Below are 21733 nucleotides of genomic sequence, written 5' to 3' on the forward strand. Positions count from 1 at the left end.
AATTCACTTGATATTTTTTTATAATAAACCCTCAGTTTGCATGCGTTTACGCACATCTCCCCAGGGGCGGATACGGGTCTGAGGAGAGTTAAGGCGGCTCTCACCGGCGACCCAGAAACTGTCTTCATTAAAACTGAAAATTGTTTTTAAATCAGTGCGTTCCGAACGCGGTTGTATATCGTTAATCAGATTGTCCAGCACAACCGGATCAGCATCATCAGGGAAGTATGTGAGCACCATATGTGTTTGTTTAATGGTTTTTTCGGGTAAGCGCCGGGTGGCGTTTACGTATGTCAGCTGCAGCTGATCGTCCGGAATCCCCAGTAAAATCAAAGAGAAGTACTTAGCAATGGTGAAGTCTTCGCAGTCTCCCCGGGCTTTTGCCAGAGTTTCCAGTGGGGTTGCCCAGTAGTCACTCTTGTTCCAGGTCTGGCTGTCAGGTTCAAAGCGGACTCTGAGGTTGAAAAAACTGTTAATCCGCTGCAGCTTTTCGTCAGTGCTCAGGTGGGCACTGTTGCGTAACAGTGCCTGCCAGTTACTGATTGTTTCCAGTGCGGTTTTGCCGAATTGTTCTTCAGTAACCGATGGCAGTTTTTGAATACTGGCCTGAGCAAAAACATATTTGGGTGCAGTGATACTTAGCAGAATAAAAATTAATTCGGTCAGTCGTTTCATCTGAGTCATGGTGTCTGGGGGATGCCTGTGAAAATATAATTTGTTGCCGGTTTACGTTAGCTGATGAAAACACTGCAATTTTTATGCAAAAGCACTCGGCTATCTTTAAATACTCAATAAATTAGCGGCGGATTATAAAAATAATTGAGAAAAAAACATCGTGAATATTTTTTTACTTACTTGCATCTAGCGACTATTTTTATAGAAAGGTGAATATTTTTAACACTGGAGCCGAAGATAAAGCCGAATGCAGATCAGATCATGCGGGGTGGTTTGAAGGCGCTGACATCACGAATATCTCAGTGGGATAGTGATACAGTTTCACTGCTCAAACCTGGCTGGTAAGCAGTCCGAAATACCGGACAGGCGGTTCTTTCAGTTCTATAACTCTCTAATGATCTCAAACTTAAGGTGCATCAAAACACAAAGGGATTTGATTTGATGACAGAGGGAGGTGGCAGATGGCGTATCGCTACTTGCTCGCTGCAGTTCTGCTCGTGGCATCTCCGGCCTGGGCCGAACCAGTCAAATCACTGAATGAAGCAATAAGCCGTTCTGTTGTGCAGAACCCGGATGTACTTGCCAGCTGGTATACCTTTGAAGCCGCTGCAGAAGAGCAGCGTGCAGGGGAAGGTGGTTACTATCCCAGAGTTGATCTGACCGGTCAGATTGGCCATGAAAGGCTTGACCGTTCCAACCAGCCGGAAATTGATTACGAGCCCTGGAATGTCCGGTTAACGTTAACGCAAATGCTGTTTGATGGCTTTGCGACCCGTAACGAAGTGGACCGGCTGGATCATTTGCGTAAAGTCCGTTTCTATGAGTTCCGTAATACCTCCGAAACCGTTGCCCTGGAAACCGTGCGGGCCTACCTTGATACCATGCGCTATCAGCAACTGGTCGCGCTGGCGAAAGATAACTATATCCAGCACCGCAGTATCTTTGGCGACATTGAAGAGCGTCATGAAGCGGGCATTGCCCGGCGTGTCGATCTGGAACAGGCAACCGCTCGCCTGGCACTGGCAGAGGCTAACTTACTGACTGAGGCAACTAATCTACATGATGTTACAGCCCGTTTTCAGAGGGTCGTAGGTGAGTTACCGGCAGAGCGGCTGGATGTGCCAGAGCTGCCGGATGTACTGATCCCGAACACCCGTGGCGATACACTGGAGAGAGCCTATGTGCTCAGCCCGCGGCTGAATGCAGCTATTGAGAATGTTCTGGCGGCCCACGCAGCCCGTAAAGCCCGTGATGCGGCAATGATGCCCCGCCTGGATTTGCGCCTCAGAGGCGAAGTTGAAGACTTCACCGACGGTGTTGATGAACGTCGTGAAGAACAAGCCATAGAATTACTGATGAGTTACAACCTGTATAACGGCGGTTCAGACGCTGCCCGGCAGCGGCAGTTTGATAAACTGATAGATGTTGCCTATCAGCTGCGCGAAAAAGCATGCAGGGATGTGCGTCAGGATACCGTTATTGCCTTTAATGACATTGGCAGCCTCCGTCAGCAGGAACAGTATATTGGCCGGAACCAGGCTGCAGTAGCCGATGCCCGGGTAGCCTACCGGGAGCAGTTTGATATCGGGCAGCGCACGCTGCTGGATCTGCTGGATACTGAAAATGAGTATTTCGAAGTGCGCCGTACCTATGTGAATACGGTGCATAATCTTAAGCTGGCTCAGGCCCGGACATTATCGTCGATGGGGCAGTTGCTGGCAGCCTATGATGTGGCAGGGGTGGAAGGTGCCAAAGCCGCTCAGGATGCCATAGAACCCCGTAACGACCTTGAAGGCCGTTGCCCGCCCGAGTTACCGGTGCAGACCACTTTTGATAAAGAAGCCATTATGGCCGGGTTACTGACGGACAGTCGCTTCAGGGAACTTGATGGCAATAAACTGGCATTCCGGATGGATGCTAAATTCGCCTTTGATTCCGCGGTACTGGTTAACAGCTACGATAAAGATATCAGCGATGCTGCGAGCTTCCTGAAAGATAATCCGGAAGTCGTCGGCATTATTGCCGGTCATACGGATTACATAGGTACCGAACGGTATAATCAGGGCCTTTCGGAACGACGCGCAAGGGCTGTTTATGAGCGGCTGGTCAATGTGCATGGTATTGATCCTTCCCGGTTAGAAGTGATCGGTTACGGTGAATCACAACCGATGGCCGATAACAAAACGGAAGAAGGGCGCCGGATGAACCGGCGGGTAGACATGGTCATTGATAAGTCAGAAAAGTTTCAGCTGTAAGATCAGCTTACGCCTACTGCAGTGGCTGAACTGCTGACTGAAAACCCGGCCGGATGGCCGGGTTTTTTAGTGGATGACCGCCACCTCAGAAAGCTGCTGAAAATCTTCCTGCTCCGGGGTTAAGCACTGTCTGATATACGAAGTGTAATTGCGGGCAATACACTGGCTGACTGTTGACGGTAACAGGCTGTCAGACTGACAGATGTGTTGCAGTAACTTTTTCAGTAAGGCTACAGCTTCCAACAGTTTCGAAAAGTAGCTGTCACTGATTAATATAATTTTTGCTTCATTTGCTGAGCCCGGGAGTAAAGGCAGTGGAGTGCCCTGCAGATAGGCTTCCAGGCTCTGGCTGTGATGCAAGAGAACAGTGAGCTTAGTTAAGAGTAACTCCAGTGCCCTGACTAAACCTGGCTGTGAAGCATTGTAGGTGCGAGTGATGAAAGAAGTCTGACAAAGCTGTTCAAGATACGCGCTGTCAGTGTGCAGATGGCACCAGTCATCAGAATCCCCGCGGATAACCTGATAGGTGTCTGGCCGGTTAAGATAATAACCGGAGAGTTTGGTATTCATAAGGCGTCCCTGCCTGCATAAATCAATTAACTGTGATGTCAGTTTACTCAGTTTTTGTCTGGCGTGCTCTGAGCGCTTCTTCGATCAGGATTGCAGCCATCTTGGATTCTGAACGGTCTTCCCGATGACGCAACCGCTGCAGGCGGCGATAAACAGACGGTGCCAGTAAGGTTTGAATACGGATATTTTTTTCGGTGGTTTTGCCTGTGTCCATGGCTATAATTACTCCCTGAAAGTAAGAGTGAGTAACGGTTAGTTACTGGTATAATATTGCACTCATTCGAGTGCTGGTCAATATAAAAGCATTCATATGGATATAATCGGGGCACGACTTAAGGAAGAGCGACGCCGTCTTAAAATGAGCCAGGCAGTGTTTGCCGGCTTCGGCGGTGTAGCCAGAAATGCGCAGTCAAACTACGAAAAAGGCAGCCGTTTGCCGGATGCTGGCTACCTTGCAGCGGTTGCTGCTGAAGGGGCAGACGTTCAGTACATTCTCACAGGCAAGCGTATGAACACGGTGTCTGAACAGGTGTTAAGCCAGGATGAGAGTCTCCTTCTGGATACATATCGTACTCTGAACGGGCAGCAGAAAGACGCAGTTGTTCGGGTAACTACGGTTATGTCAGAAACATCTGCAGTGCCTTCTTCAGATTCTGATACAGACTGATGTAAAGACAGTTTACCGAACGGTGAATGCTTTCAGGGCATTCGCCGGGAATTGTCTGCGCCTGAAATTTCTGTATTCAGTTATTCAGATGCAAATAATTCATGTTGAGTGAATTGTCCTGAATTTTTGATTTTTCCCATTGCTTCTCAGTCGGTTATAGCGCTGAATAGCTGGGCTGTCGGTTTTCCTTAATAGGAGATAAACCGGCAGTGTAAAATCTGTTTGTATATATTATATATAATATGTAAAGTGCATAAAATCACCCGGATAAAACTATGAAAGTAAGCTTTCAAACCAAGCGTCAGTTAGCAACCGAAGAGTTGCGGCACGCAATACGTATCGGTCGCTATGAGCCTGGGCAGGCTTTAAGACAGAACGACGTTGCGGCGGATTTAGGACTGAGCAGTACGCCGGTAAGGGAAGCATTCAGTGAGCTGACAGCCGCCGGACTGGTGAATTATGAGCAGCACCGCGGCGCGCGTGTTGCCACGATGGATGTGGAGCGGATTAAGCAAATTTACACCGCCCGTAAGATCATCGAAACGCAGACGTCAAAGCTGGCCTTTGAACATATTACTGAAGCAGAAGTGGATGAGTTGCACTTACTGGCTGAGCGTATGGCTGTGTATGCCAAAGCCGGGCGGTTTGAAGAACTGGTGAAAGTCGATGAAGAATTCCATCTGCTGATTTTTGCCGCCAGCCGCAATGAATATCTGGTGGCTGCGGTACGAAATTTATGGAACAGCTTTCCCCGTTATTTCATGTGGAATATCGGGGAACGGATCGATGAAGCCGTTGCAGAGCACCGGCGAATGATTGAACTGTTATATGCGCGGGACGAAGCAGGGTTTCTGGCAACTGTCAGTGAGCACCTGGATCACTCGCTGGAAACTATTCTCAGCCGGATCGGTGAGGATGGCATTTTAGACTTCTGACTGTCGGACGGTTTCTGCAGTCAGATCCTTACTCTTCAGGAGATTAAGCAATGACTCAGGAACTGCGCGCTGCAGCCAAGGAATACCTGGTCCGTTACGGCGGTGACAGCTTCGAAAATATATTCACCCATGCGTCCGGCTGTACCGTGCGTGATGATTCCGGCCGTGAAATTCTGGATTTCACCTCCGGACAAATGTGCGCCACCATTGGCCATAATCATCCGGCAATCATTGAAGCGGTGCGCCAGTGCGGTGAACGTGCTTACCATATGTTCAGCGGGATGATCCCGGATGTGGTTGCTGAACTGGGTAAGACGCTGGCTGAAGACTGGTTACCCGGTGATCTGAAGAAATCCCTGTTCATTAACACCGGCTCCGAGAGTAATGAAGCCGCATTGCGCATGGCCAAGTTATATACCGGTGGGTTTGAAGTCGTTGCCATCGGTGGCTCCTGGCACGGGGTAACCGGCGCAGCATCCAGTGTTTCCTACGCCAGTGACCGGCGCGGTTACGGCCCGACCATTCCCGGCGTGTTCGCCATTCCTGAACCCTACAGTTACCGGCCACATATTCCCGGTGCCACGGACGATGAATCTGCCATGGCTGCGCTGGAGCTGGGCTTTAAGATGTTTGACATGCACAGCGCCGGTGCGCCGGCGGCGATCATTGTTGAGCCCATTATCAGTGCCGGCGGTGTGATCGTGCCGCCTCAGTGCTACATGGAAGGCTTGCGCAAGGCCGCTGATGAACGTGGCATGTTGCTGATCTTTGATGAAGCCCAGACCGCATTTGGCCGTATCGGTGAAAAATTCGGTGCCAGCCATTTTGGCATTACTCCGGACATCATGAGTGTCTCGAAGAGTTTGGGCGGCGGTTTACCGTTTGCGGCCACCATCACCACGGAGGCCATTGAGCAAACCATTCATGAGCGTGGTTTTACGTATTACACCAGCCATGTCTCTGATCCTTTGCCGGCCGCTGCCGGTCTGGCAGTGCTGCGCACCATCGTTGAGGACAATCTGGTGGAGCGGGCACATACTGTGGGTAACTACCTGCGTGGCCGGTTGCAGGGGCTGATGGATAAGTACGAAGAAATCGGCGATATCCGTGGTCTGGGTCTGCTGCTGGGGGTTGAGCTAGTGAAAGACCGACAAACCAAAGAGGCTTATCATGAGCTCGGAGAAATCACTACGAAGCGTTGTTTTGAGCTGGGGCTGAGTATGAATATCCGCCGCAGAAAAGAACGGGGTTCAGTATGGCGAATCGCACCGCCCCTGACGGTGACTGAAGCAGAGATCGACCGGGCGATTGAAATTCTGGATCAGGCCCTGAAAGAAAGTCTCGATAAGATTGCCGCTAAAGCGTAAGCGATCCCGATAATTGTTTATTGAGTAAAGCGCGTCTGTTCAGATGCGCTTTTTTTATGCCCGGTATTCCGGTTAAGAAAACTGTCCATTTTTCTGTTGATTGGCTGATTTCCTGTCCGTTCGTCCAATTGATATGTCTTTACGTCCAAATTAACGATTTTTCAAGAACTTCGCTGCTTTTTAGCTCACTTACCCAGTACCCCTTTGAGTTATTTAACCGCTGCCGGCGGTGGAGGGACGTGCTGACAGGTTTGTTACCTCTGAATAAACCAGCAGAACGAACTGCCACTTGCCGGTGTTTCTTCAGACACGGGAGCTTTCCTATGGGATTACAAAAACAATTATTACCGCTTGCAGTGACGGCCAGTATGGCGCTGTTGAGTGCCGGTGCACAGGCCAGTGCCGAAACAGATGCCCTGCGGGCACAGATTCAGGCACTGACCGAACGACTGGATCAGTTAGAGCAGCAGGCAACGGTGGCGACACAGAAAGCTGAAGCTGCTGAAGCGAAGGCTGAGGCGGCGTCCTCAGGTCAGGGCATTCTGTCCGGGAATGAGAACGTGCGGGTGACCGTTTCCGGTCATGTGAACCGTGGTTTGCTGTACGCCGATGACGGCCGGGAGAGTGAAACTTACAACGTTGATAACGATTCATCTTCAACCCGCCTGCGGGTCATTGGTGAGGCGGATGTTTCGGATGATCTGACCGTGGGTTCTGCCATTGAAGCGGAATTTGTATCTAACTCCAGCTTTGCCGTGAACCAGAATAATGAGACCACTGATATCAGTAACGGTAACGGCATTAACCAGCGCCGGCTTGAAGTGTATTTTGACAGCAAACGTTACGGTAAGTTGTGGCTGGGGCAGGGTTCCAGTGCCTCTGACGGTACTTCTGAAGTAGACCTTTCCGGCACGGATCTGGTGGGATATTCCAGCACCGCTGACATTGCCGGTGCGATCCTGTTCCGGAACAGTGACGGTACCCTGAGCAGCACCGAGGTGGGCAATGTGTTTTCCAACTTTGATGGTCAGGGCCGCGGAGACCGGATCCGTTACGATACGCCGACATTCGGTAACTTTACGGTTTCCGCCAGTGTGATTGATGGCGAAACCTGGGATACCGCGGTCCGCTATGCCGGCGAACTGGAGGGGGCCAAACTGGCGGCCGCTGTTGCCTATTCTGAACCGGATTCCACCACGGTGGACAGTCAGGTGAACGGCTCAGTGTCATTGCTGCTGGATAACGGCCTGAACTTCACACTGGCAGCCGGTGAACGGGATGTTAAGAGCGGTGATAAGCCTGCCTTTTACTACGGTAAAGTGGGTTATCAGATGCAACTGTTTTCCCACGGTATGACCGCAGTATCGGTGGATTACAGTCAGAATGATGACCTTGCTGCCCAGGGCGATGAAGGTGAAAACTATGGTCTGCAGCTGGTGCAGAACTTTGATAAGTGGTCCACCGAAGGCTATCTGGGATACCGCAATTATCAGTTAGACCGTGCCGCAGGCAATGTCGATGATATCGATGCCATTATCCTGGGCGCCCGGGTTAAGTTCTAACCTGTAGCGAAGCACCAAAAGCCTGGCTGTGGCTGCTAAGCAGCCGGGCTTTGTATACCGGAGAAGAAACTATGTGGTTAAGGTTAATGGTCATTGTGGGGCTGAGCGTGATGCTGAGTGCCTGTTCAGCGAAACCTTTTACCTATCATGCCAATACCGAGTCGCCGGCTGGGCCGGGGCTGTTCACCGGTGAAGCCGGGGAGCTACGCAGTGGTAAAGCAGAAAAAGAAGAACCCTGAGTGAGCAGGCAGGAAATGCCGGCAGGTAAAACTGGCAGATACAAAAACACCCGCATAAGCGGGTGTTTTTACAGGTAGGTCTGAATGCTTACTTGCTTGCTTCGTAAGCTTTCTGAGCTTCGATGATAGCGGCTTTCGCTGCATCAGCGTTGTCCCAGCCTTCAACTTTAACCCACTTACCTTCTTCCAGACCTTTGTAGTTCTCGAAGAAGTGCTTGATACGGTCACGTTGCAGCTGTGGCAGGTCTTCGATGTCCTGAACATCTTTGTAAGCCTTGCTCAGCTTGTCGTGCGGTACTGCAACCAGCTTAGCATCTTCGCCAGCTTCGTCAGTCATGTTCAGTACGCCAACAGGGCGGCAGCGGATAACAGAACCCGGTACTACCGGATACGGCGTAACAACCAGTACGTCCAGCGCATCGCCGTCGTCAGCCAGGGTGTTGTTGATGTAGCCGTAGTTAGCCGGGTAGAACATAGGAGCAGCCATGAAACGGTCAACGAAAATCGCATCAGAATCTTTGTCGATTTCGTATTTAACCGGTGAGCTTTCAGCCGGAATTTCGATGATTACGTTGATGTCATTTGGCAGGTCGTTACCAGCAGGGACTTTTTCAAAGCTCATTGTTAGCCTTCCTTAATATTTAGAAAACACTGCCGGCTTAAATATCTGGCAGGGTGTTCGGGTTAAATCGTCTGGCCCGGATTATACACATATCCGGTTTCGGAGTTATATTCGACTTAATGTCGGCTGCTGGCTGAAATGCTTGGTTTCAGACAACAGCCTGGGCAGCAGCGATTATTTTTCGCCGTGGTAAGCCATCATAGTAGTGACTTCCTGTTTGGAGCCAAGCGCCACAGCAACACGCTGGTGGATCTTATCCGGCTCAACATCAAGGATATCTTTGTAACAGGTTGTGCTGCGACCGCCGGCCTGTTCGATCAGCCAGCTCATCGGGTTGCCTTCATACATCAGGCGCAGTTTGCCCGGTTTTTCCGGTGCACGTTTGTCCCACGGGTACATAAAGATACCGCCACGGGTCAGTACCCGGTGAACTTCAGCAACCATGGAAGCAACCCAGCGCATGTTGTAACGCTTGCCCAGCGGGCCTTCTTCACCCAGCAGCAGATCAGAAACATAGTTCTGCATAGCCGGTTCCCAGAAACGCTGGTTAGACATGTTGATGGCGAATTCCTGAGTCTGTTCCGGAATCTGGACGTTTTCACGGGTCAGGATAAAGTCACCGGTGTGGCTCAGGGTGAACATGTTCACACCGTTACCGGTTGTCAGGGTCAGTACTGCGCAGGTGCCATACAGTACATAACCGGAAGCAACCTGCTTGCGGCCTGCCTGCAGAAACGCTGCTTCATCACCGCCACTCATACCTTCAGGGCATTCCAGAATGGAGAAAATAGTGCCCACGGAAACGTTGATATCAATGTTGGATGAACCATCCAGCGGATCAAACGTGACCAGGTATTTACCGTTCGGGTTACCGGCAACCGGCTCTTCTTCTTCTTCAGAAGCAACACCCGCTACCAGAGGGTTATCCAGCAGCACTGCTTTGAGGATATCGTTAGAGATGATATCGAGTTTTTTCTGGGTTTCGCCCTGAACGTTAACTTCTTCAGAGGTACCCAGAATACCCGCCAGTGCGCCTTCGCGCAGCTGAATTGCGATTTCCTTACAGGCAACCATCAGGGTGTCGGTAAGTTCAACCAGATCATCGGGTGTGTTTTGGTGTTTCAGAAACTGACTAAGCAGTAGCATGGGTGCTTAAACCTTCGGGTTTGGATTGGTATGAGTTGAGAACAATGTGTAATAGCCGCGTCAGGCGGTAAGGTCATTAACCGGTTTAAAACCTGGCAGTCCCTCAGCCGTGCCCCATGACGTCCCGCAACGTTCTCGGGTTTAAAAAAATTGTGCGAATTCTACGCTAATCCGGGTGGAATTACACAGAATTCGACGTAAATAAGCTAAATTATATGTTGAATTTCCTCACCTGGCTGGGAATCTTTCCAGTTTGCTTTATACCGGCCATCAATCCGCACGAATAAGCCGCATAAAATTATCTGAAAAACTCCCTCTCTGTGCTGGTATGATGGGCCAGTTTTTACTGAAGTGACGGTCGATAATGGCAGGTTTTCGTTGTTGTCACCGCTACTGTGTTCACAAATCAAGGAGCAAAGCCCTGTGCACGTTCATATTTTAGGTATCTGCGGAACCTTCATGGGAAGCCTGGCTGTACTGGCAAAAGAATTGGGGTACCGGGTGACTGGCTCAGATGCCAATGTCTATCCGCCGATGAGTACCCAGCTGGAAGAGCAGGGGATTGAACTGATAGAAGGTTATGATCCTGCGCAGCTCGAACCGCAGCCGGATATCATCATTGTCGGCAATGCCATGACCCGTGGGAATCCCTGTGTGGAAGCCATGCTGAATAAAGGCATGCGCTATACCTCCGGTCCGCAATGGTTATGTGAACATGTATTACAGGATAAATGGGTACTGGCGGTGGCCGGCACCCATGGCAAAACAACCACAGCGACCATGCTGGCCTGGTTACTGGAATATGCAGATATGCAGCCGGGCTTCCTGATCGGTGGTATTCCGCAAAACTTTGCCTGTTCGGCCCGGCTGGGCGGCAGCCCGTTTTTTGTCATTGAAGCCGATGAATATGACACGGCGTTTTTTGATAAACGCTCCAAGTTTGTCCATTACCGCCCGCGGACGCTGGTGCTGAATAACCTGGAATTTGATCACGCGGATATTTTCCCTGATCTTGCAGCGATCCAGCGGCAATTCCACCATGTGGTCAGGATAGTCCCGGAAAACGGCCAGGTGATTATGCCGGCGGATCAGCCAGCCCTGGCGGAAGTTATTGAACAGGGATGCTGGACACAGCAGGTTCAGACTGCAGTGACCGACAGTGATGTGAGCTTTACCCAGGATGGCGAACACTGGCAGGCACGCTTGCTGGAAGCGGACGGTTCAGCTTTTGAAGTACTGTATAACGGCGAGCTGCAGGGCACCGTACGCTGGAATATGACCGGAAAGCACAGTGTGAATAACGGTTTGATGGCACTGGTAGCTGCTCGGCACGTAGGCGTACAGACCGGGCATGGTATCGAGGCACTGTGTGCTTTTTCCGGTGTAAAACGCCGAATGGAATTACTGGCTGATATCAACGGTGTACGGGTGTACGACGACTTTGCTCACCATCCGACGGCCATCGAAACCACTCTGCAGGGCATCCGGGCTCAGGTCGGTGATGAAAAAGTAATCGCAGTGATTGAGCCACGTTCAAATACCATGCGTTTAGGCAGCCACAGAGCTAAACTGGCAGAGTCTGCCAGGCTTGCGGATGAAGTATTCTGGTATCAGCCGGAAGGGCTGGACTGGTCACTGCAGGATGTTGTGGAGGCCAGCCCGGTAACCGCGCATCTGGCCGGCACGACTGACAGCATCATCGAGCAGCTGGTAAATGCAGAACCCGGCAGCCATATTGTAATTATGAGTAATGGCGGCTTTGGTGGCATTCACACCCGGCTGGTGGAAACGCTTGAGGAACAGGCTGGCTGAGTTGTTCCGGGGTTATGATTTTAATATGAAGAGCAGGAAGAATCATGTCGGCTTATCGTGAAGCTATAACACTGGCAATTACCGGCGCCTCCGGTGCGCAGTACGGTTTGCGCCTGCTTGAGTGTCTGGTCCAGGCGAACTGTCAGGTGATGGTGATGATTTCCCAGGCTGCTCAGGTCGTGATTGCCACAGAAACCGATGAACAGTTACCAGGCGGTACTCAGGCACAGGCGGAGTATCTGCAGCAGCGTTTTAACGCAAAAGTCGGTCAGATACAGGTATTCGGTAAGCAGCAGTGGATGGCCTCAGTTGCATCCGGTTCCGGCGCGCCAGCAAAAATGGTGGTCTGCCCCTGCAGCACCGGTGCTTTATCCGCCATTGCCACTGGCGCCAGTAATAACCTGATTGAACGGGCAGCGGATGTGGCGCTGAAAGAGCGTCGACAACTGATCTTAGTGCCCCGTGAAGCGCCGTATTCTGAAATTCATCTTGAGCATATGCTCAAACTGACCCGCATGGGTTGTGTGGTAATTCCGGCCAGCCCTGGGTTTTATAACAAGCCTCAGACTGTGGAAGACATGGTGGATTTTGTGGTCGCCCGGATTCTTAATCAGCTGCACATTGAACAGGATCTTCTGCCCCGCTGGGGTGAATAAGCAAGCATGCTTTCCATGACTGTTATTCTTGCTGTGCCGGGTGCATTTTGTTCCGCCCGACAGTAGAATAGCGGCCTTTGTTTTCCCACCTTTGGATCGAGAAATGGCCAACATTTTAGCCCTGGATACTTCCACAGACGCCTGTTCGGTTGCGCTGAGTTATAACGGTGAGTTGCTGGAAGATTTCCGTATCATTCCCCGGCAACATACCAAACAGTTATTGCCAATGGTGGAAGAGATTCTGACAGAAGCCGGTATCAGTGTCGCACAGCTGGATGCAATCGCATTTGGCCGGGGGCCGGGATCATTTGCCGGTATCCGTATTGCCACCGGTGCAGCACAGGGGCTGGCGTTTGCGGCTGAACTGCCGGTGTTGCCGGTCTCCACACTGGCGGCAATTGCACTTAAAACCACTCAGACTCAGGGCGTCAGCCAGGTGATTGCGGCGCTGGACGCACGGATGAACGAAATTTACTGGCGTGCCTATCAGCTGGAAAATGATGTGCTGGTCGGGCTGGGTGACGAAATGGTCTGCCCACCGCAGGCGCTGACACTGCCGGGCAGTGGTGACTGGTGTGCCGCCGGTAAGGGCTGGAGTTATCTGGCGGATATGCAGGCAGACGTACAGCAGGCAATTAACAACCCGTTGCAGGATATTTATCCGACGGCCGGTTGCATGGTTCAGTTGGCTGCTGCTGACTTTACTGCAGGGAAGGGGATCGCCCCTGAGGAAGCACATCCGGTGTATCTGCGTGATGAAGTCACCTGGAAAAAGATTGATCAGCAGAAGAAAAAGTCAGAGCAGTAACGCTCACTGATACTCAGGAACATTCATGGATTGGTTACAAATTATTTCGCTGGCATTGATTCAGGGACTTACAGAATTCCTGCCGGTTTCCAGCTCAGCACACCTTATTTTGCCTTCGCAGTTACTCAACTGGGAAGATCAGGGGCTGGCGTTTGATGTAGGGGTTCATATCGGTTCCCTGGCGGCGGTAATGTTCTACTTCCGTAAAGACATCTGGAGCATGCTCAAAGCCTGGCTGGTGACCTGCACCGGAAAGAGTGCCGGGGCTGACGGCAAACTGGCCTGGCTGGTGATTCTGGCCACCCTGCCTGCGGTCTTTGCCGGGCTGATGCTGAGCAGTCTGGTGGATACCTATGGCCGCAGCATTCTGGTGATTGCCGGCACTACTCTGATTTTTGGCGGGTTGCTCTGGTGGGCGGACCGTAACCGTACCGAGCAACGCCAACTGACGGAGATTTCCCTGAAAGATGCGCTGTATATCGGTTTTTCTCAGGCGGTGGCACTGATTCCGGGCACCTCCCGTTCCGGTATTACCATGACCACCGGGCTGATGCTGGGATTCGACCGGCAGTCCGCGGCCCGTTTTTCATTTCTGCTGTCCATTCCGGTGATCTTAGGGGCCGGTGTTTTTAAAGGCATGGATCTGATGGAAACGGGGACTGCAGATCAGTGGGAAATGATTTTAGCCGGCACTGTACTGGCGGCGATCAGTGCGCTGTCCTGTATCCACCTGTTCCTGAAGTGGCTCGACCGGATCGGTATGGGGCCGTTTGTTATTTACCGGATGTTGCTGGGTGTAACCCTGCTGGCGGTGTATTTTGCTACGGCCTGACGGATTAGCTGAACTGGAGTTGGCGGTTGCGGCAACAGATCCTTACTGGCAGCCGGATGCAGAAGCATTGGCTGAGCGTCTGGGCCTGCCTTGCCTGAAAAAATACAACCTTAAGTTTTGTGAATATCCGCAGTTGATACTGTGCGGGCCGAAAGGCGTGCATCTGCAGGTTACCGGCAAAAAAGCTCCGGGTCCTGTGATGGCGGATTTTGTCACCGGTGCCGTTGCTCACCGACGGAAATTTGGTGGTGGTAAAGGCCAGATGATTGCCAAGGCCGTTGGCATTAAGGGCAGTATCCGGCCGTCGGTGGCGGACGTAACCGCAGGGCTGGGCCGTGACAGTTTTGTGTTGGCCACTTTAGGGTGTGAAGTAGAGATGGTGGAACGCTCGCCAGTGATTCACTGCCTGCTGGAAAGCGGCCTGAAGATAGCACAGGAAGATTCTGAAACGGCAGACATCGCTGAGCGTATGCGTCTGGAACATGCCGACAGCATCGAATGGCTGGCCCGTGTAGCGGATACTCAGCGGCCGGATGTTGTCTATGTGGATCCCATGTTTCCCCATACGGACAAGACCGCACAGGTTAAGAAAGAAATGGCTGTTTTCCGGGATGTGGTAGGCGAAGACCCGGATGCAGAGGCATTACTGCGGGCTGCGCTGGACTGCGCGGAGTACCGGGTGGTGGTGAAGCGTTCCCGTAAGGCACCGGAAATTTCCGGGCCCAGTCTCGAAGGTATTACGCCGAGTTTCCAGTTGCTGGGTAAGTCCAGCCGGTATGACGTTTACGCGTTAAAGAAACTGGGCTGATACTGCTTATGCCACGGCATTAATAATGCGGTGGCGGTACATCTGCATCAGGGGCGCTGATGGCGTCCTGACCAATCAGTTTGACCTGTGAATGAATGTGTTTCAGCAGTACATTCATACGGTCGATTTCCTGTGACTGTTTAGCGATAACATCGCTCATTTTATCCAGAGCATCTTCCTGAAATGCCAGGCGGGCTTCAAGGTCGGCTATGCGGTCTGTTTCTGACATTAGGAATATTTCCGTGATAGGTGTTAGCTGAAGAGAATTGCGGCGACATCATAATCAGGCAGGTAAAAGAGTGCAAACCTGCTCAGATGTCAGTAATTACGGCTTAAGTATACCTAAGGTGTTGAATAGTTTTATCAAAATAGGTATATAAATTGTGCAGAGTTACAAGTTCTACATCTGCAGATTTTATAAATTTAACTTTTAATAATGATAAGAGATCCAGAATGAGTGTTAATCAACTGATAGTTAGTGTTGTTGTCAGTGCACTTGCAACAGTGGGAATCCTGGCTGTGATAGGCGGATTATCCGGCGAAGGCGAGTTGCCAGTAATGGATATGGTGTTAATTTTCGGTATTGTAGTAGTGAGTTGTGTTGCCGCGGGTGCGTTCAGCAAACCTGCTTCTGGCCAGACGGATATGGCTGATGACGATTACGCATCTGAAGATGATGATCGTGAACTGGGTACAGTTAAGTGGTTTAACGTATCTAAAGGCTTCGGTTTTATCACCCGTGAAAATGGCGATGATGTGTTTGTACATTTTCGTAATATTCGTGGTCGTGGCCACCGTTCTTTGTCTGAGGGACAGAATGTGCGCTTTAATGTGCGCGAGAGTGATAAGGGACTGCAGGCAGAGGATGTTTCAATTGTCCGCAGCTAAGTTTTAAGCCAAAAAAAAGGGAGTGCCGGTCACTCCCTTTTTTGTGTCTGCCATTTGGCATTTAGCTGATAATGCCCAGCTTTTCTGCCCGGGTCAGCAGTTGCTCTTCTGAACAGTAACCTACTGCCAGCGGCTCTATACCGGCTTCAGTCTGGTAAGCCAGAAAAGGAAAACCCTGCACTCCGATGGAATGGCTGAAGCGCAGATCAGACTGTAATGTCTGTTCTGTTTCAGTGCTTTGCAGGGTTGCTGCAAATGTTTCCTTATCTAAACCGGTTTCAGCGGCAAGCTCAGTCAGGGTATCAATATCTGAGGGATTTCTTGCCTGCAGGTAGTAGGCTTCCTGAATCGCCCGGATCATTTTCATTCCGGCTCCCGACTGCATACTTTCAGCACTGATAACCGCCCGGCAGGCAGGGTAGGTTGACCTTCTTGGCTGGCACTGTGTCCAGAAATCATGATTGAACTGTGTGCCCGTGCGGGCTTCGATTTGTTGCCAGGTATACTGAATAGCCTGTCGCAGTTCCGGATCCATTGGTTGATCGTTATCAGGGGCCAGGCCGCCCATGTAACACAGTACCTGAATATCCGGGTTGAGGCGTTCGGTCAGTTGTTGCAAAGGATGCTGAAATGCCCAGCACCAGCTGCACATTGGATCCATGACGTAAATAAGAGCCATAAAGTAAGTCCTGAAACCTTAAACGGTTTTTAAGGCGAACCGGGGTTCGCACTGATCAGTTTTTCTAATCTCAGCATAGCGTATCGGCCATTGTTCCTGACACTGTACAAAAAAAGAGGGCTTTTGTGTGCCAGAGAGGTAAAAGCTGAAATGATCAGGTAACTTTAAATTTATTAAGTTTTTCTTGCATTTACACCACCGACTCCTTACTATGCGTCCCACGTTGATGCGGGGTGGAGCAGCCTGGTAGCTCGTCGGGCTCATAACCCGAAGGTCGTCAGTTCAAATCTGGCCCCCGCTACCAACGTAAAATATTGAATAGGCTAACCGAAAGGTTGGCTTTTTTCGTTTCTGGGGTCTGTATTTTTAAGAACAGCTCGTCGGGCTCGCTCTTTATAACCCCGGGCGAAGGTCGTCAGTGCAACTCTGGCCCCTGCTACCAACGTAAAAAACAGAATAGGCTAACCGAAAGGTTGGCTTTTTTCGTTTTCGGGGTAGGTGATTGTTATAGCAGCCTGCTAGCTCGTCGGGCTCGCTCTTTATAACCCCGGACGAAGGTCGTCAGTTCAACTCTGGCCCCGCTACCAACGTAAAGAGAGGCTTATCTGTAAAGATAAGCTTTTTTTATGCCTGAAATTTGAGATTTATTTTCAAACTAGGCTGGTAGCTCGTCGGGCTCAGCTCTTTATAACCCCGGGCGAAGGTCGTCAGTTCAACTCTGGCCCCCGCTACCAACGTAAAGAGAGGCTTATCTTTATAGATAGGCTTTTTTTATGTCTGAAATTTGAGATTTATTTTCAAACTAGGTTGGTAGCTCGTCGGGCTCGCTCTTTATAACCCCGGGCGAAGGTCGTCAGTACAACTCTGGCCCCCGCTACCACTCAACGAAAGAGAAGGCTAACCGAAAGGTTGGCTTTTTTTTGCCCAAAATTTAGGGGGCGTATTTGGTAGCTCGTCGGGCTCGCTCTTTATAACCCCGGGCGAAGGTCGTTAGTGTATTCAAGAATCGTGTTATGAATCTGTTAGGAAGCTGGCATACCGGTGCTTTCAGTGCTCCGTTTGCAGTTCTGCAAGTTGTTGCCAGATGGCCTGAGCGACGATACCTGTATCTGCATCACGCCGGCGGATCTGGAAAAGCTGCGAATGGCGAGGAGGGTAGCCTTCAACATTGAGGGGGACAAGTTTTCCGCTGGATAATTCTTCTTCAATCATATGAGTAGGGATGCCGCCCCAGCCCTGATTGGCGAGCAGAATTTCTTTTTTCGCGGCGAAGTCTGATACCGTCCAGCGCAGCCCGCCGGGGAGCAGGTCTCTGCTTTGTCTGGTATTGCCGGAGCTGCTGTCTGCCACGATGATCTGGGTATGACTTTGCATTTCCTGAATGGTTTTCAGCCGGGGGTGTTGCGCTGCTTCATGGTCAGGATGCGCGACCGGCGTAATGGTGATGCTGGCAAACGGAATGGCTTCGACCTGATCTGCCGGCACCCCGTCCATCGTCGCGATGATGATATCCGCCTGTTGTTCCAGTAACCGCTCCAGTGGGCCGGCCATGGTTTCCCGGGAAAGATTGATGTCTGTTGTCGGATATTGTTTTTTAACCTGGCTGATGACATTCAGCACCGGCGTCAGCGGATAGGTAGCAGTGACGGCCAGTGAGACCGAGGCTTCATGTTTGGCGTTAAGATTCCGGGCCGTGGTTCGCAGTTGCTGCATTTGTTCCAGTGCCCGGGTTGCCTGGCGGTAAAACACTTCGCCTTTAGCCGTCAGTTTTGGGCGGTAAGCCTCCCGGGATAACAGCAGAAAGCCTATATCGTCTTCCAGCTTTTTCAGCATATGGCTCACTGCTGACTGGGATTTATGCAGCCGTTCGGCTGCGCCTCTGAAAGTGCCTTCACTGACAATTGCATGCAAAACCAATAGTTGTTCGTAGGTCACACCGATAAAGCCTGATCTGTTTTTTGAATCATGATATTGAAAAAACAATATTATTTATAGTTTGTCTGTCGCTGTACGCTTGTTTCCGTTGATTAAGCAATGAAAGAGGACAAGCCATGAAACTGTTTTATAAACCCGGCGCCTGTTCACTGGCGTCACATATTATTTTGCGTGAGGCCGGTGCTGATTTTGAACTTGAGGCGGTCGATACCGATCGTGGCCGCACCGCGTCTGATCATGATTACCGGGAGGTGAACCCCAAGGGCTATGTGCCGGCATTGCAGCTTGCTTCAGGGGATGTGCTGACAGAAGGGGCTGTTGTGTTGCAGTTTATCGCTGACCGGTTTGCGCCCGGGCAACTGATCCCCGCCCCCGGAACCTTCGAACGGGTAAGGGTGCAGGAGTTTCTTAACTATATCGGTTCTGAACTGCATAAAGCCTTTGGTCCGTTCTTCTCAGGGGGAGCAACGGAGGCAGATAAGGACAATGCCCGTAAAAGCCTGGATGTGAAATTCAGCTATCTGAATGAGGTGTTATCTGACGGCAGGGAGTATCTGCAGGGCGGGAGTTTTTCCGTGGCTGATGCCTATCTGTTTGTAGTGAGTAACTGGGCGAATTTTGTGGGGATTGATCTGCAGAACTGGCCCCGGGTGGCAGAGTTTACCGCACGGATTGCAAAGCGACCGGCTGTTCAGGCTGCACTGCAGGCTGAGGGGCTGAGCTGATGGGTGCGAAAGACGTTGCCCTGGCTGATATCAGTGATCTGCTGGCCCGTTATTTTGAAGGGCTCTATCAGGCGGATACCGCTGTGCTGGCCGGCGTGTTTCATCCGGATGCCCGTTACGTGAATATGACAGAGGGTGACTATATGAATAAGTCACTGGCTGAATATTTCTCAGCGGTGGAGAAGCGGATTCCACCGGCCAGCCGGGGCGATAGCCGCTGTGAACGGATTATGTCTGTCGAGTTTGGCGGTGAGCGGATGGCCTTTGTTAAAGCATCCATGACCATGATGGGACGGGAGTATCTGGATTTTCTCACGATCACCCGTGACCAGCATGGCTGGCAGATTATGAGTAAAGTTTTTTCCTATGTATCTCAGACAGATACAGTTTGAGCGGAGTAAAGATTGATGCCTTACGTAAATATTAAAGTGACAAAAGAAGGTGGCCCGGATAACAGCGGTCCTACTTCTGCACAGAAAGCGGAACTGATTGCAGGTGTGACAGAATTGTTGTCTCAGGTGCTGAATAAGAATCCGTCCACAACTTTTGTGGTTGTAGATGAAGTCTCACTGGATGACTGGGGTATCGGTGGTATGCCGGTAATGGATTACCGGAAAATGCTGACAGAACAGGCTGATGAGGCAGTAAAACAGTGAATGTAGCTTAATCAGGCTGACAAAAGGCTGGTCTTCTGACCGGCCTTTTTTTGTTGGCAAGAAATATGTTTTCAGAGCAAAAATAAAAATATTAATTGCGCACAATTTAATTGTGTAATATTTTGTTTGCAGTTGATCACTCTTACCCGGAGATAAAACATGCAATTAGACAAAACTTTATATGTGGCCAAAGCTGAAGCTACCGGCGGGCGTGAAGGGTACATTCGTTCAGATGACGGTGCGCTTGATATGCCTCTGACGACCCCTAAAGCACTGGGCGGTGAAGGTAAGTTTGGTGTGAATCCGGAGCAGCTTTTCGCTGCGGGTTATGCCGCTTGCTTCATTGGTGCCATGAAGGTCGTGGCACAGCGTAACGGGAAAATCCTCAATTCCGCAGCTAAAGTTAACGGCGAGGTCGGTATCGGTCCTGTGGGTAAAGGATTCAATATCAGTGTGGTGCTGAATATAGACGTCCCTGAGATGCCGCGGGATGAGCTGGAAAACCTGGTCAGCGCTGCCCATGAGGTTTGTCCGTATTCCAATGCCACCCGTAATAACGTTGATGTCGTGCTGAAAATCGTCTGATCTGAATGGCTGGCAGTGCGTGATCACGCACTGCCGGCATTTAAACACGGATACGAAATTTGAACCTAAGGAGAAAAAAATGAATCTGAAAACCTTAACCCGGCGGATATCTGTCCCTGTACTGGCTGCCGGTGTACTGGCTGTCAGCATGGGGGTTCAGGCAGACTGGCAACTGAATAATCAGCAGTCCAGCCTGAATTTTTTATCGGTAAAGAAAGTCCATGTTGCTGAAACCTTTCATATTACCCGTTTAGCCGGTCAGCTCAGCGACAGTGGTGCACTGTCGGTACAGCTGGATCTGGACAGTATCGAGACGAATATCGGTATTCGTAATGAACGCATGCGGGAACATTTATTTGAAACCTCCAAATTTAAAACCGCTACCTTGCAAAGCCAGCTGCCTGCTGATGTTATGCAGACGGTAAAAAATGGCGGTTTTGTCAATGCCGAAGTAGATGCTTCACTGAATTTCCATGGTCTGGAAAAACCACTGAAAGTAAAAGTCAGCCTGTTGTCTGACGGTAAACAGGTACTGGCCAGCAGCAGCCAGCCTGTGGTGCTGAGCGCCGAAACCTATGGTTTGACAGCCGGTATTGATAAGCTGAAATCTTTGGCGGGACTGGATTATATCGGTTATACGGTGCCGGTGAGTTTTAGCCTGATGCTTGAGCAATAAATACCGGCAGCACTTGCTTCGTGGTATATTCCTGAACAAAGTAGCAGGGCATTGCTCCTGCTTTTTGTGCCGCCCTCAGCGTTGGAATAGATCCGCAGATGACTGCAAATGATGACCTTTCTTTACTCGATGAGCGCCTGTGTTTTGCGCTGTATTCGACCGCTCAGGCGATAACCAGAGAGTATAAAAGCTTACTGGGTCGCCTGAATATGACCTACCCTCAGTACCTGGTCTTTCTGGCATTAACACCGGAAGATGAAGTGACGGTTAAAGCGCTGGGGGAACGTCTGTTTCTCGATTCAGGGACACTTTCACCTTTACTGAAGCGCATGCAGCAGGCGGGGCTGATTCACCGTTACCGCGATGCGGAGGATGAGCGTAAGGTCATGGTAAGCCTGACTGATCAGGCCCGTGAATTAACCGCTGAAATAGCGGCTATTCAGCAAGAGGTTGCCTGCTCAACCGGCCTGAAAAAGCCAGAATTTGAGCAACTGTTAGGGCAGCTCCAGCAACTTAACCGGCATTTGCGCCTGGGAAATGACTGACGGTTGAAAAACGCTGTGTATTGGCAGGCAGCAAAGCCGTTAAAATTCAGTTTTATTGAGGCGATTTCAATAAAAAAATACCCGGTATAA

At 50.7% G+C, this 21733-nt stretch carries 26 protein-coding genes and 1 tRNA gene; 19 read left to right on the forward strand and 8 right to left on the reverse strand.

Annotated features, from left to right (window positions below):
* Nucleotides 1-18: 18 nt before the first annotated feature.
* A complete protein-coding gene (locus tag JYB63_RS10895) occupies nt 19-675 on the reverse strand; it encodes a transglutaminase-like cysteine peptidase (protein WP_205657893.1) in 657 nt (218 codons plus the stop codon).
* A 461-nt stretch (nt 676-1136) separates the two neighbouring features.
* On the opposite strand from JYB63_RS10895, the gene JYB63_RS10900 reads away from it, so the two are divergent.
* Nucleotides 1137-2930, forward strand: a complete 1794-nt coding sequence (locus JYB63_RS10900) for a TolC family outer membrane protein (RefSeq protein WP_205657894.1) — start codon at nt 1137-1139, stop codon at nt 2928-2930.
* 66 nt (nt 2931-2996) lie between these two features.
* Here JYB63_RS10900 and JYB63_RS10905 read toward each other — a convergent pair whose 3' ends face one another.
* Together JYB63_RS10905 and JYB63_RS10910 are read right to left on the reverse strand one after the other, a co-directional pair.
* Nucleotides 2997-3500, reverse strand: coding sequence for a hypothetical protein (locus JYB63_RS10905; protein WP_205657895.1), 504 nt, complete (start codon nt 3498-3500; stop codon nt 2997-2999).
* Nucleotides 3501-3543: 43 nt separating this feature from the next.
* Nucleotides 3544-3714, reverse strand: coding sequence for a hypothetical protein (locus JYB63_RS10910; protein WP_205657896.1), 171 nt, complete (start codon nt 3712-3714; stop codon nt 3544-3546).
* Between the two features lie 96 nt (nt 3715-3810).
* Between JYB63_RS10910 and JYB63_RS10915 the strand changes: the two genes are divergently transcribed.
* The 5 genes from JYB63_RS10915 (at nt 3811) to JYB63_RS10935 (ending at nt 8270) form a co-directional block, all read left to right on the forward strand.
* Nucleotides 3811-4167, forward strand: coding sequence for a helix-turn-helix domain-containing protein (locus tag JYB63_RS10915; RefSeq protein ID WP_205657897.1), 357 nt, complete (start codon nt 3811-3813; stop codon nt 4165-4167).
* A gap of 275 nt (nt 4168-4442) precedes the next feature.
* Nucleotides 4443-5102, forward strand: coding sequence for a GntR family transcriptional regulator (locus JYB63_RS10920; protein WP_205657898.1), 660 nt, complete (start codon nt 4443-4445; stop codon nt 5100-5102).
* 50 nt (nt 5103-5152) lie between these two features.
* A complete protein-coding gene (locus JYB63_RS10925) occupies nt 5153-6469 on the forward strand; it encodes an aspartate aminotransferase family protein (RefSeq protein WP_205657899.1) in 1317 nt (438 codons plus the stop codon).
* Nucleotides 6470-6792: 323 nt separating this feature from the next.
* Nucleotides 6793-8031, forward strand: coding sequence for a porin (locus JYB63_RS10930; RefSeq protein ID WP_205657900.1), 1239 nt, complete (start codon nt 6793-6795; stop codon nt 8029-8031).
* A gap of 71 nt (nt 8032-8102) precedes the next feature.
* Nucleotides 8103-8270 carry a hypothetical protein gene (locus JYB63_RS10935; RefSeq protein WP_205657901.1) on the forward strand — a complete coding sequence of 56 codons (168 nt, stop codon included), beginning with the start codon at nt 8103-8105 and terminating at the stop codon, nt 8268-8270.
* An 88-nt stretch (nt 8271-8358) separates the two neighbouring features.
* On the opposite strand, the gene ppa is transcribed toward JYB63_RS10935, so the two are convergent.
* Together ppa and JYB63_RS10945 are read right to left on the reverse strand one after the other, a co-directional pair.
* Complete coding sequence (gene ppa, locus JYB63_RS10940; RefSeq protein ID WP_205657902.1) at nt 8359-8892, reverse strand: inorganic diphosphatase; 534 nt, start codon at nt 8890-8892, stop codon at nt 8359-8361.
* 174 nt (nt 8893-9066) lie between these two features.
* Entirely contained in the window at nt 9067-10038 is a 972-nt protein-coding gene (locus tag JYB63_RS10945; RefSeq protein WP_205657903.1) for a class 1 fructose-bisphosphatase, read from the reverse strand.
* 423 nt (nt 10039-10461) lie between these two features.
* Here JYB63_RS10945 and mpl point away from each other — a divergent pair, with 423 nt between their 5' ends.
* From mpl to JYB63_RS10970, 5 genes are all read left to right on the forward strand, one after another.
* Nucleotides 10462-11850, forward strand: coding sequence for a UDP-N-acetylmuramate:L-alanyl-gamma-D-glutamyl-meso-diaminopimelate ligase (mpl, locus tag JYB63_RS10950; RefSeq protein ID WP_205657904.1), 1389 nt, complete (start codon nt 10462-10464; stop codon nt 11848-11850).
* A gap of 44 nt (nt 11851-11894) precedes the next feature.
* Nucleotides 11895-12506 (forward strand): flavin prenyltransferase UbiX, encoded by a 612-nt coding sequence (locus JYB63_RS10955; RefSeq protein WP_205657905.1) that lies wholly within the window; start codon nt 11895-11897, stop codon nt 12504-12506.
* A gap of 103 nt (nt 12507-12609) precedes the next feature.
* Nucleotides 12610-13314: a tRNA (adenosine(37)-N6)-threonylcarbamoyltransferase complex dimerization subunit type 1 TsaB gene (gene tsaB / locus JYB63_RS10960; RefSeq protein WP_205657906.1), complete on the forward strand. Its 705-nt coding sequence runs from the start codon at nt 12610-12612 to the stop codon at nt 13312-13314.
* A 25-nt stretch (nt 13315-13339) separates the two neighbouring features.
* Nucleotides 13340-14146 carry an undecaprenyl-diphosphate phosphatase gene (locus JYB63_RS10965; RefSeq protein WP_205657907.1) on the forward strand — a complete coding sequence of 269 codons (807 nt, stop codon included), beginning with the start codon at nt 13340-13342 and terminating at the stop codon, nt 14144-14146.
* Nucleotides 14133-14954 (forward strand): class I SAM-dependent methyltransferase, encoded by an 822-nt coding sequence (locus tag JYB63_RS10970; RefSeq protein WP_243431935.1) that lies wholly within the window; start codon nt 14133-14135, stop codon nt 14952-14954. The genes JYB63_RS10965 and JYB63_RS10970 overlap by 14 nt, the downstream gene beginning before the upstream one ends.
* A gap of 19 nt (nt 14955-14973) precedes the next feature.
* Here the strand turns inward: JYB63_RS10970 and JYB63_RS10975 are convergent, their stop codons facing one another.
* A complete protein-coding gene (locus JYB63_RS10975; RefSeq protein WP_205657908.1) occupies nt 14974-15183 on the reverse strand; it encodes a SlyX family protein in 210 nt (69 codons plus the stop codon).
* A 224-nt stretch (nt 15184-15407) separates the two neighbouring features.
* On the opposite strand from JYB63_RS10975, the gene JYB63_RS23515 reads away from it, so the two are divergent.
* Nucleotides 15408-15842: a cold-shock protein gene (locus tag JYB63_RS23515; RefSeq protein ID WP_205657909.1), complete on the forward strand. Its 435-nt coding sequence runs from the start codon at nt 15408-15410 to the stop codon at nt 15840-15842.
* Between the two features lie 61 nt (nt 15843-15903).
* On the opposite strand, the gene JYB63_RS10985 is transcribed toward JYB63_RS23515, so the two are convergent.
* Nucleotides 15904-16521: a DsbA family protein gene (locus JYB63_RS10985; RefSeq protein WP_205657910.1), complete on the reverse strand. Its 618-nt coding sequence runs from the start codon at nt 16519-16521 to the stop codon at nt 15904-15906.
* Nucleotides 16522-16748: 227 nt separating this feature from the next.
* Here JYB63_RS10985 and JYB63_RS10990 point away from each other — a divergent pair.
* Nucleotides 16749-16825 (forward strand) — tRNA-Met (locus JYB63_RS10990).
* Between the two features lie 743 nt (nt 16826-17568).
* Here the strand turns inward: JYB63_RS10990 and JYB63_RS10995 are convergent.
* Nucleotides 17569-18456 carry a LysR substrate-binding domain-containing protein gene (locus JYB63_RS10995; protein ID WP_205657911.1) on the reverse strand — a complete coding sequence of 296 codons (888 nt, stop codon included), beginning with the start codon at nt 18454-18456 and terminating at the stop codon, nt 17569-17571.
* Nucleotides 18457-18572: 116 nt separating this feature from the next.
* Between JYB63_RS10995 and gstA the strand changes: the two genes are divergently transcribed.
* From gstA to JYB63_RS11025, 6 genes are all read left to right on the forward strand, one after another.
* Nucleotides 18573-19181 (forward strand): glutathione transferase GstA, encoded by a 609-nt coding sequence (gene gstA, locus JYB63_RS11000; protein ID WP_205657912.1) that lies wholly within the window; start codon nt 18573-18575, stop codon nt 19179-19181.
* Nucleotides 19181-19573 (forward strand): nuclear transport factor 2 family protein, encoded by a 393-nt coding sequence (locus JYB63_RS11005; RefSeq protein ID WP_205657913.1) that lies wholly within the window; start codon nt 19181-19183, stop codon nt 19571-19573. Before gstA ends, JYB63_RS11005 begins: the two co-directional genes overlap by 1 nt.
* A gap of 15 nt (nt 19574-19588) precedes the next feature.
* Complete coding sequence (locus JYB63_RS11010) at nt 19589-19837, forward strand: tautomerase family protein (protein WP_205657914.1); 249 nt, start codon at nt 19589-19591, stop codon at nt 19835-19837.
* 159 nt (nt 19838-19996) lie between these two features.
* Complete coding sequence (locus tag JYB63_RS11015; RefSeq protein WP_205657915.1) at nt 19997-20422, forward strand: organic hydroperoxide resistance protein; 426 nt, start codon at nt 19997-19999, stop codon at nt 20420-20422.
* Nucleotides 20423-20501: 79 nt separating this feature from the next.
* Nucleotides 20502-21098, forward strand: coding sequence for a YceI family protein (locus tag JYB63_RS11020; protein WP_205657916.1), 597 nt, complete (start codon nt 20502-20504; stop codon nt 21096-21098).
* A gap of 98 nt (nt 21099-21196) precedes the next feature.
* A complete protein-coding gene (locus JYB63_RS11025; protein ID WP_205657917.1) occupies nt 21197-21643 on the forward strand; it encodes a MarR family winged helix-turn-helix transcriptional regulator in 447 nt (148 codons plus the stop codon).
* Nucleotides 21644-21733 lie beyond the last annotated feature (90 nt).

Origin of the sequence: Aliamphritea spongicola (genome assembly GCF_017051665.1) — a bacterium.
GTDB lineage: Bacteria > Pseudomonadota > Gammaproteobacteria > Pseudomonadales > Balneatricaceae > Amphritea > Amphritea spongicola.

Coding starts and splice junctions, on each gene's coding strand:
- JYB63_RS10895 (WP_205657893.1), bottom strand. CDS start 675: ATGAAACGACTGACCGAATTAATTTTTATTCTGCTAAGTATCACTGCA.
- JYB63_RS10900 (WP_205657894.1), top strand. CDS start 1,137: ATGGCGTATCGCTACTTGCTCGCTGCAGTTCTGCTCGTGGCATCTCCG.
- JYB63_RS10905 (WP_205657895.1), bottom strand. CDS start 3,500: ATGAATACCAAACTCTCCGGTTATTATCTTAACCGGCCAGACACCTAT.
- JYB63_RS10910 (WP_205657896.1), bottom strand. CDS start 3,714: ATGGACACAGGCAAAACCACCGAAAAAAATATCCGTATTCAAACCTTA.
- JYB63_RS10915 (WP_205657897.1), top strand. CDS start 3,811: ATGGATATAATCGGGGCACGACTTAAGGAAGAGCGACGCCGTCTTAAA.
- JYB63_RS10920 (WP_205657898.1), top strand. CDS start 4,443: ATGAAAGTAAGCTTTCAAACCAAGCGTCAGTTAGCAACCGAAGAGTTG.
- JYB63_RS10925 (WP_205657899.1), top strand. CDS start 5,153: ATGACTCAGGAACTGCGCGCTGCAGCCAAGGAATACCTGGTCCGTTAC.
- JYB63_RS10930 (WP_205657900.1), top strand. CDS start 6,793: ATGGGATTACAAAAACAATTATTACCGCTTGCAGTGACGGCCAGTATG.
- JYB63_RS10935 (WP_205657901.1), top strand. CDS start 8,103: ATGTGGTTAAGGTTAATGGTCATTGTGGGGCTGAGCGTGATGCTGAGT.
- ppa (WP_205657902.1), bottom strand. CDS start 8,892: ATGAGCTTTGAAAAAGTCCCTGCTGGTAACGACCTGCCAAATGACATC.
- JYB63_RS10945 (WP_205657903.1), bottom strand. CDS start 10,038: ATGCTACTGCTTAGTCAGTTTCTGAAACACCAAAACACACCCGATGAT.
- JYB63_RS10955 (WP_205657905.1), top strand. CDS start 11,895: ATGTCGGCTTATCGTGAAGCTATAACACTGGCAATTACCGGCGCCTCC.
- tsaB (WP_205657906.1), top strand. CDS start 12,610: ATGGCCAACATTTTAGCCCTGGATACTTCCACAGACGCCTGTTCGGTT.
- JYB63_RS10965 (WP_205657907.1), top strand. CDS start 13,340: ATGGATTGGTTACAAATTATTTCGCTGGCATTGATTCAGGGACTTACA.
- JYB63_RS10975 (WP_205657908.1), bottom strand. CDS start 15,183: ATGTCAGAAACAGACCGCATAGCCGACCTTGAAGCCCGCCTGGCATTT.
- JYB63_RS23515 (WP_205657909.1), top strand. CDS start 15,408: ATGAGTGTTAATCAACTGATAGTTAGTGTTGTTGTCAGTGCACTTGCA.
- JYB63_RS10985 (WP_205657910.1), bottom strand. CDS start 16,521: ATGGCTCTTATTTACGTCATGGATCCAATGTGCAGCTGGTGCTGGGCA.
- gstA (WP_205657912.1), top strand. CDS start 18,573: ATGAAACTGTTTTATAAACCCGGCGCCTGTTCACTGGCGTCACATATT.
- JYB63_RS11005 (WP_205657913.1), top strand. CDS start 19,181: ATGGGTGCGAAAGACGTTGCCCTGGCTGATATCAGTGATCTGCTGGCC.
- JYB63_RS11010 (WP_205657914.1), top strand. CDS start 19,589: ATGCCTTACGTAAATATTAAAGTGACAAAAGAAGGTGGCCCGGATAAC.
- JYB63_RS11015 (WP_205657915.1), top strand. CDS start 19,997: ATGCAATTAGACAAAACTTTATATGTGGCCAAAGCTGAAGCTACCGGC.
- JYB63_RS11020 (WP_205657916.1), top strand. CDS start 20,502: ATGAATCTGAAAACCTTAACCCGGCGGATATCTGTCCCTGTACTGGCT.
- JYB63_RS11025 (WP_205657917.1), top strand. CDS start 21,197: ATGACTGCAAATGATGACCTTTCTTTACTCGATGAGCGCCTGTGTTTT.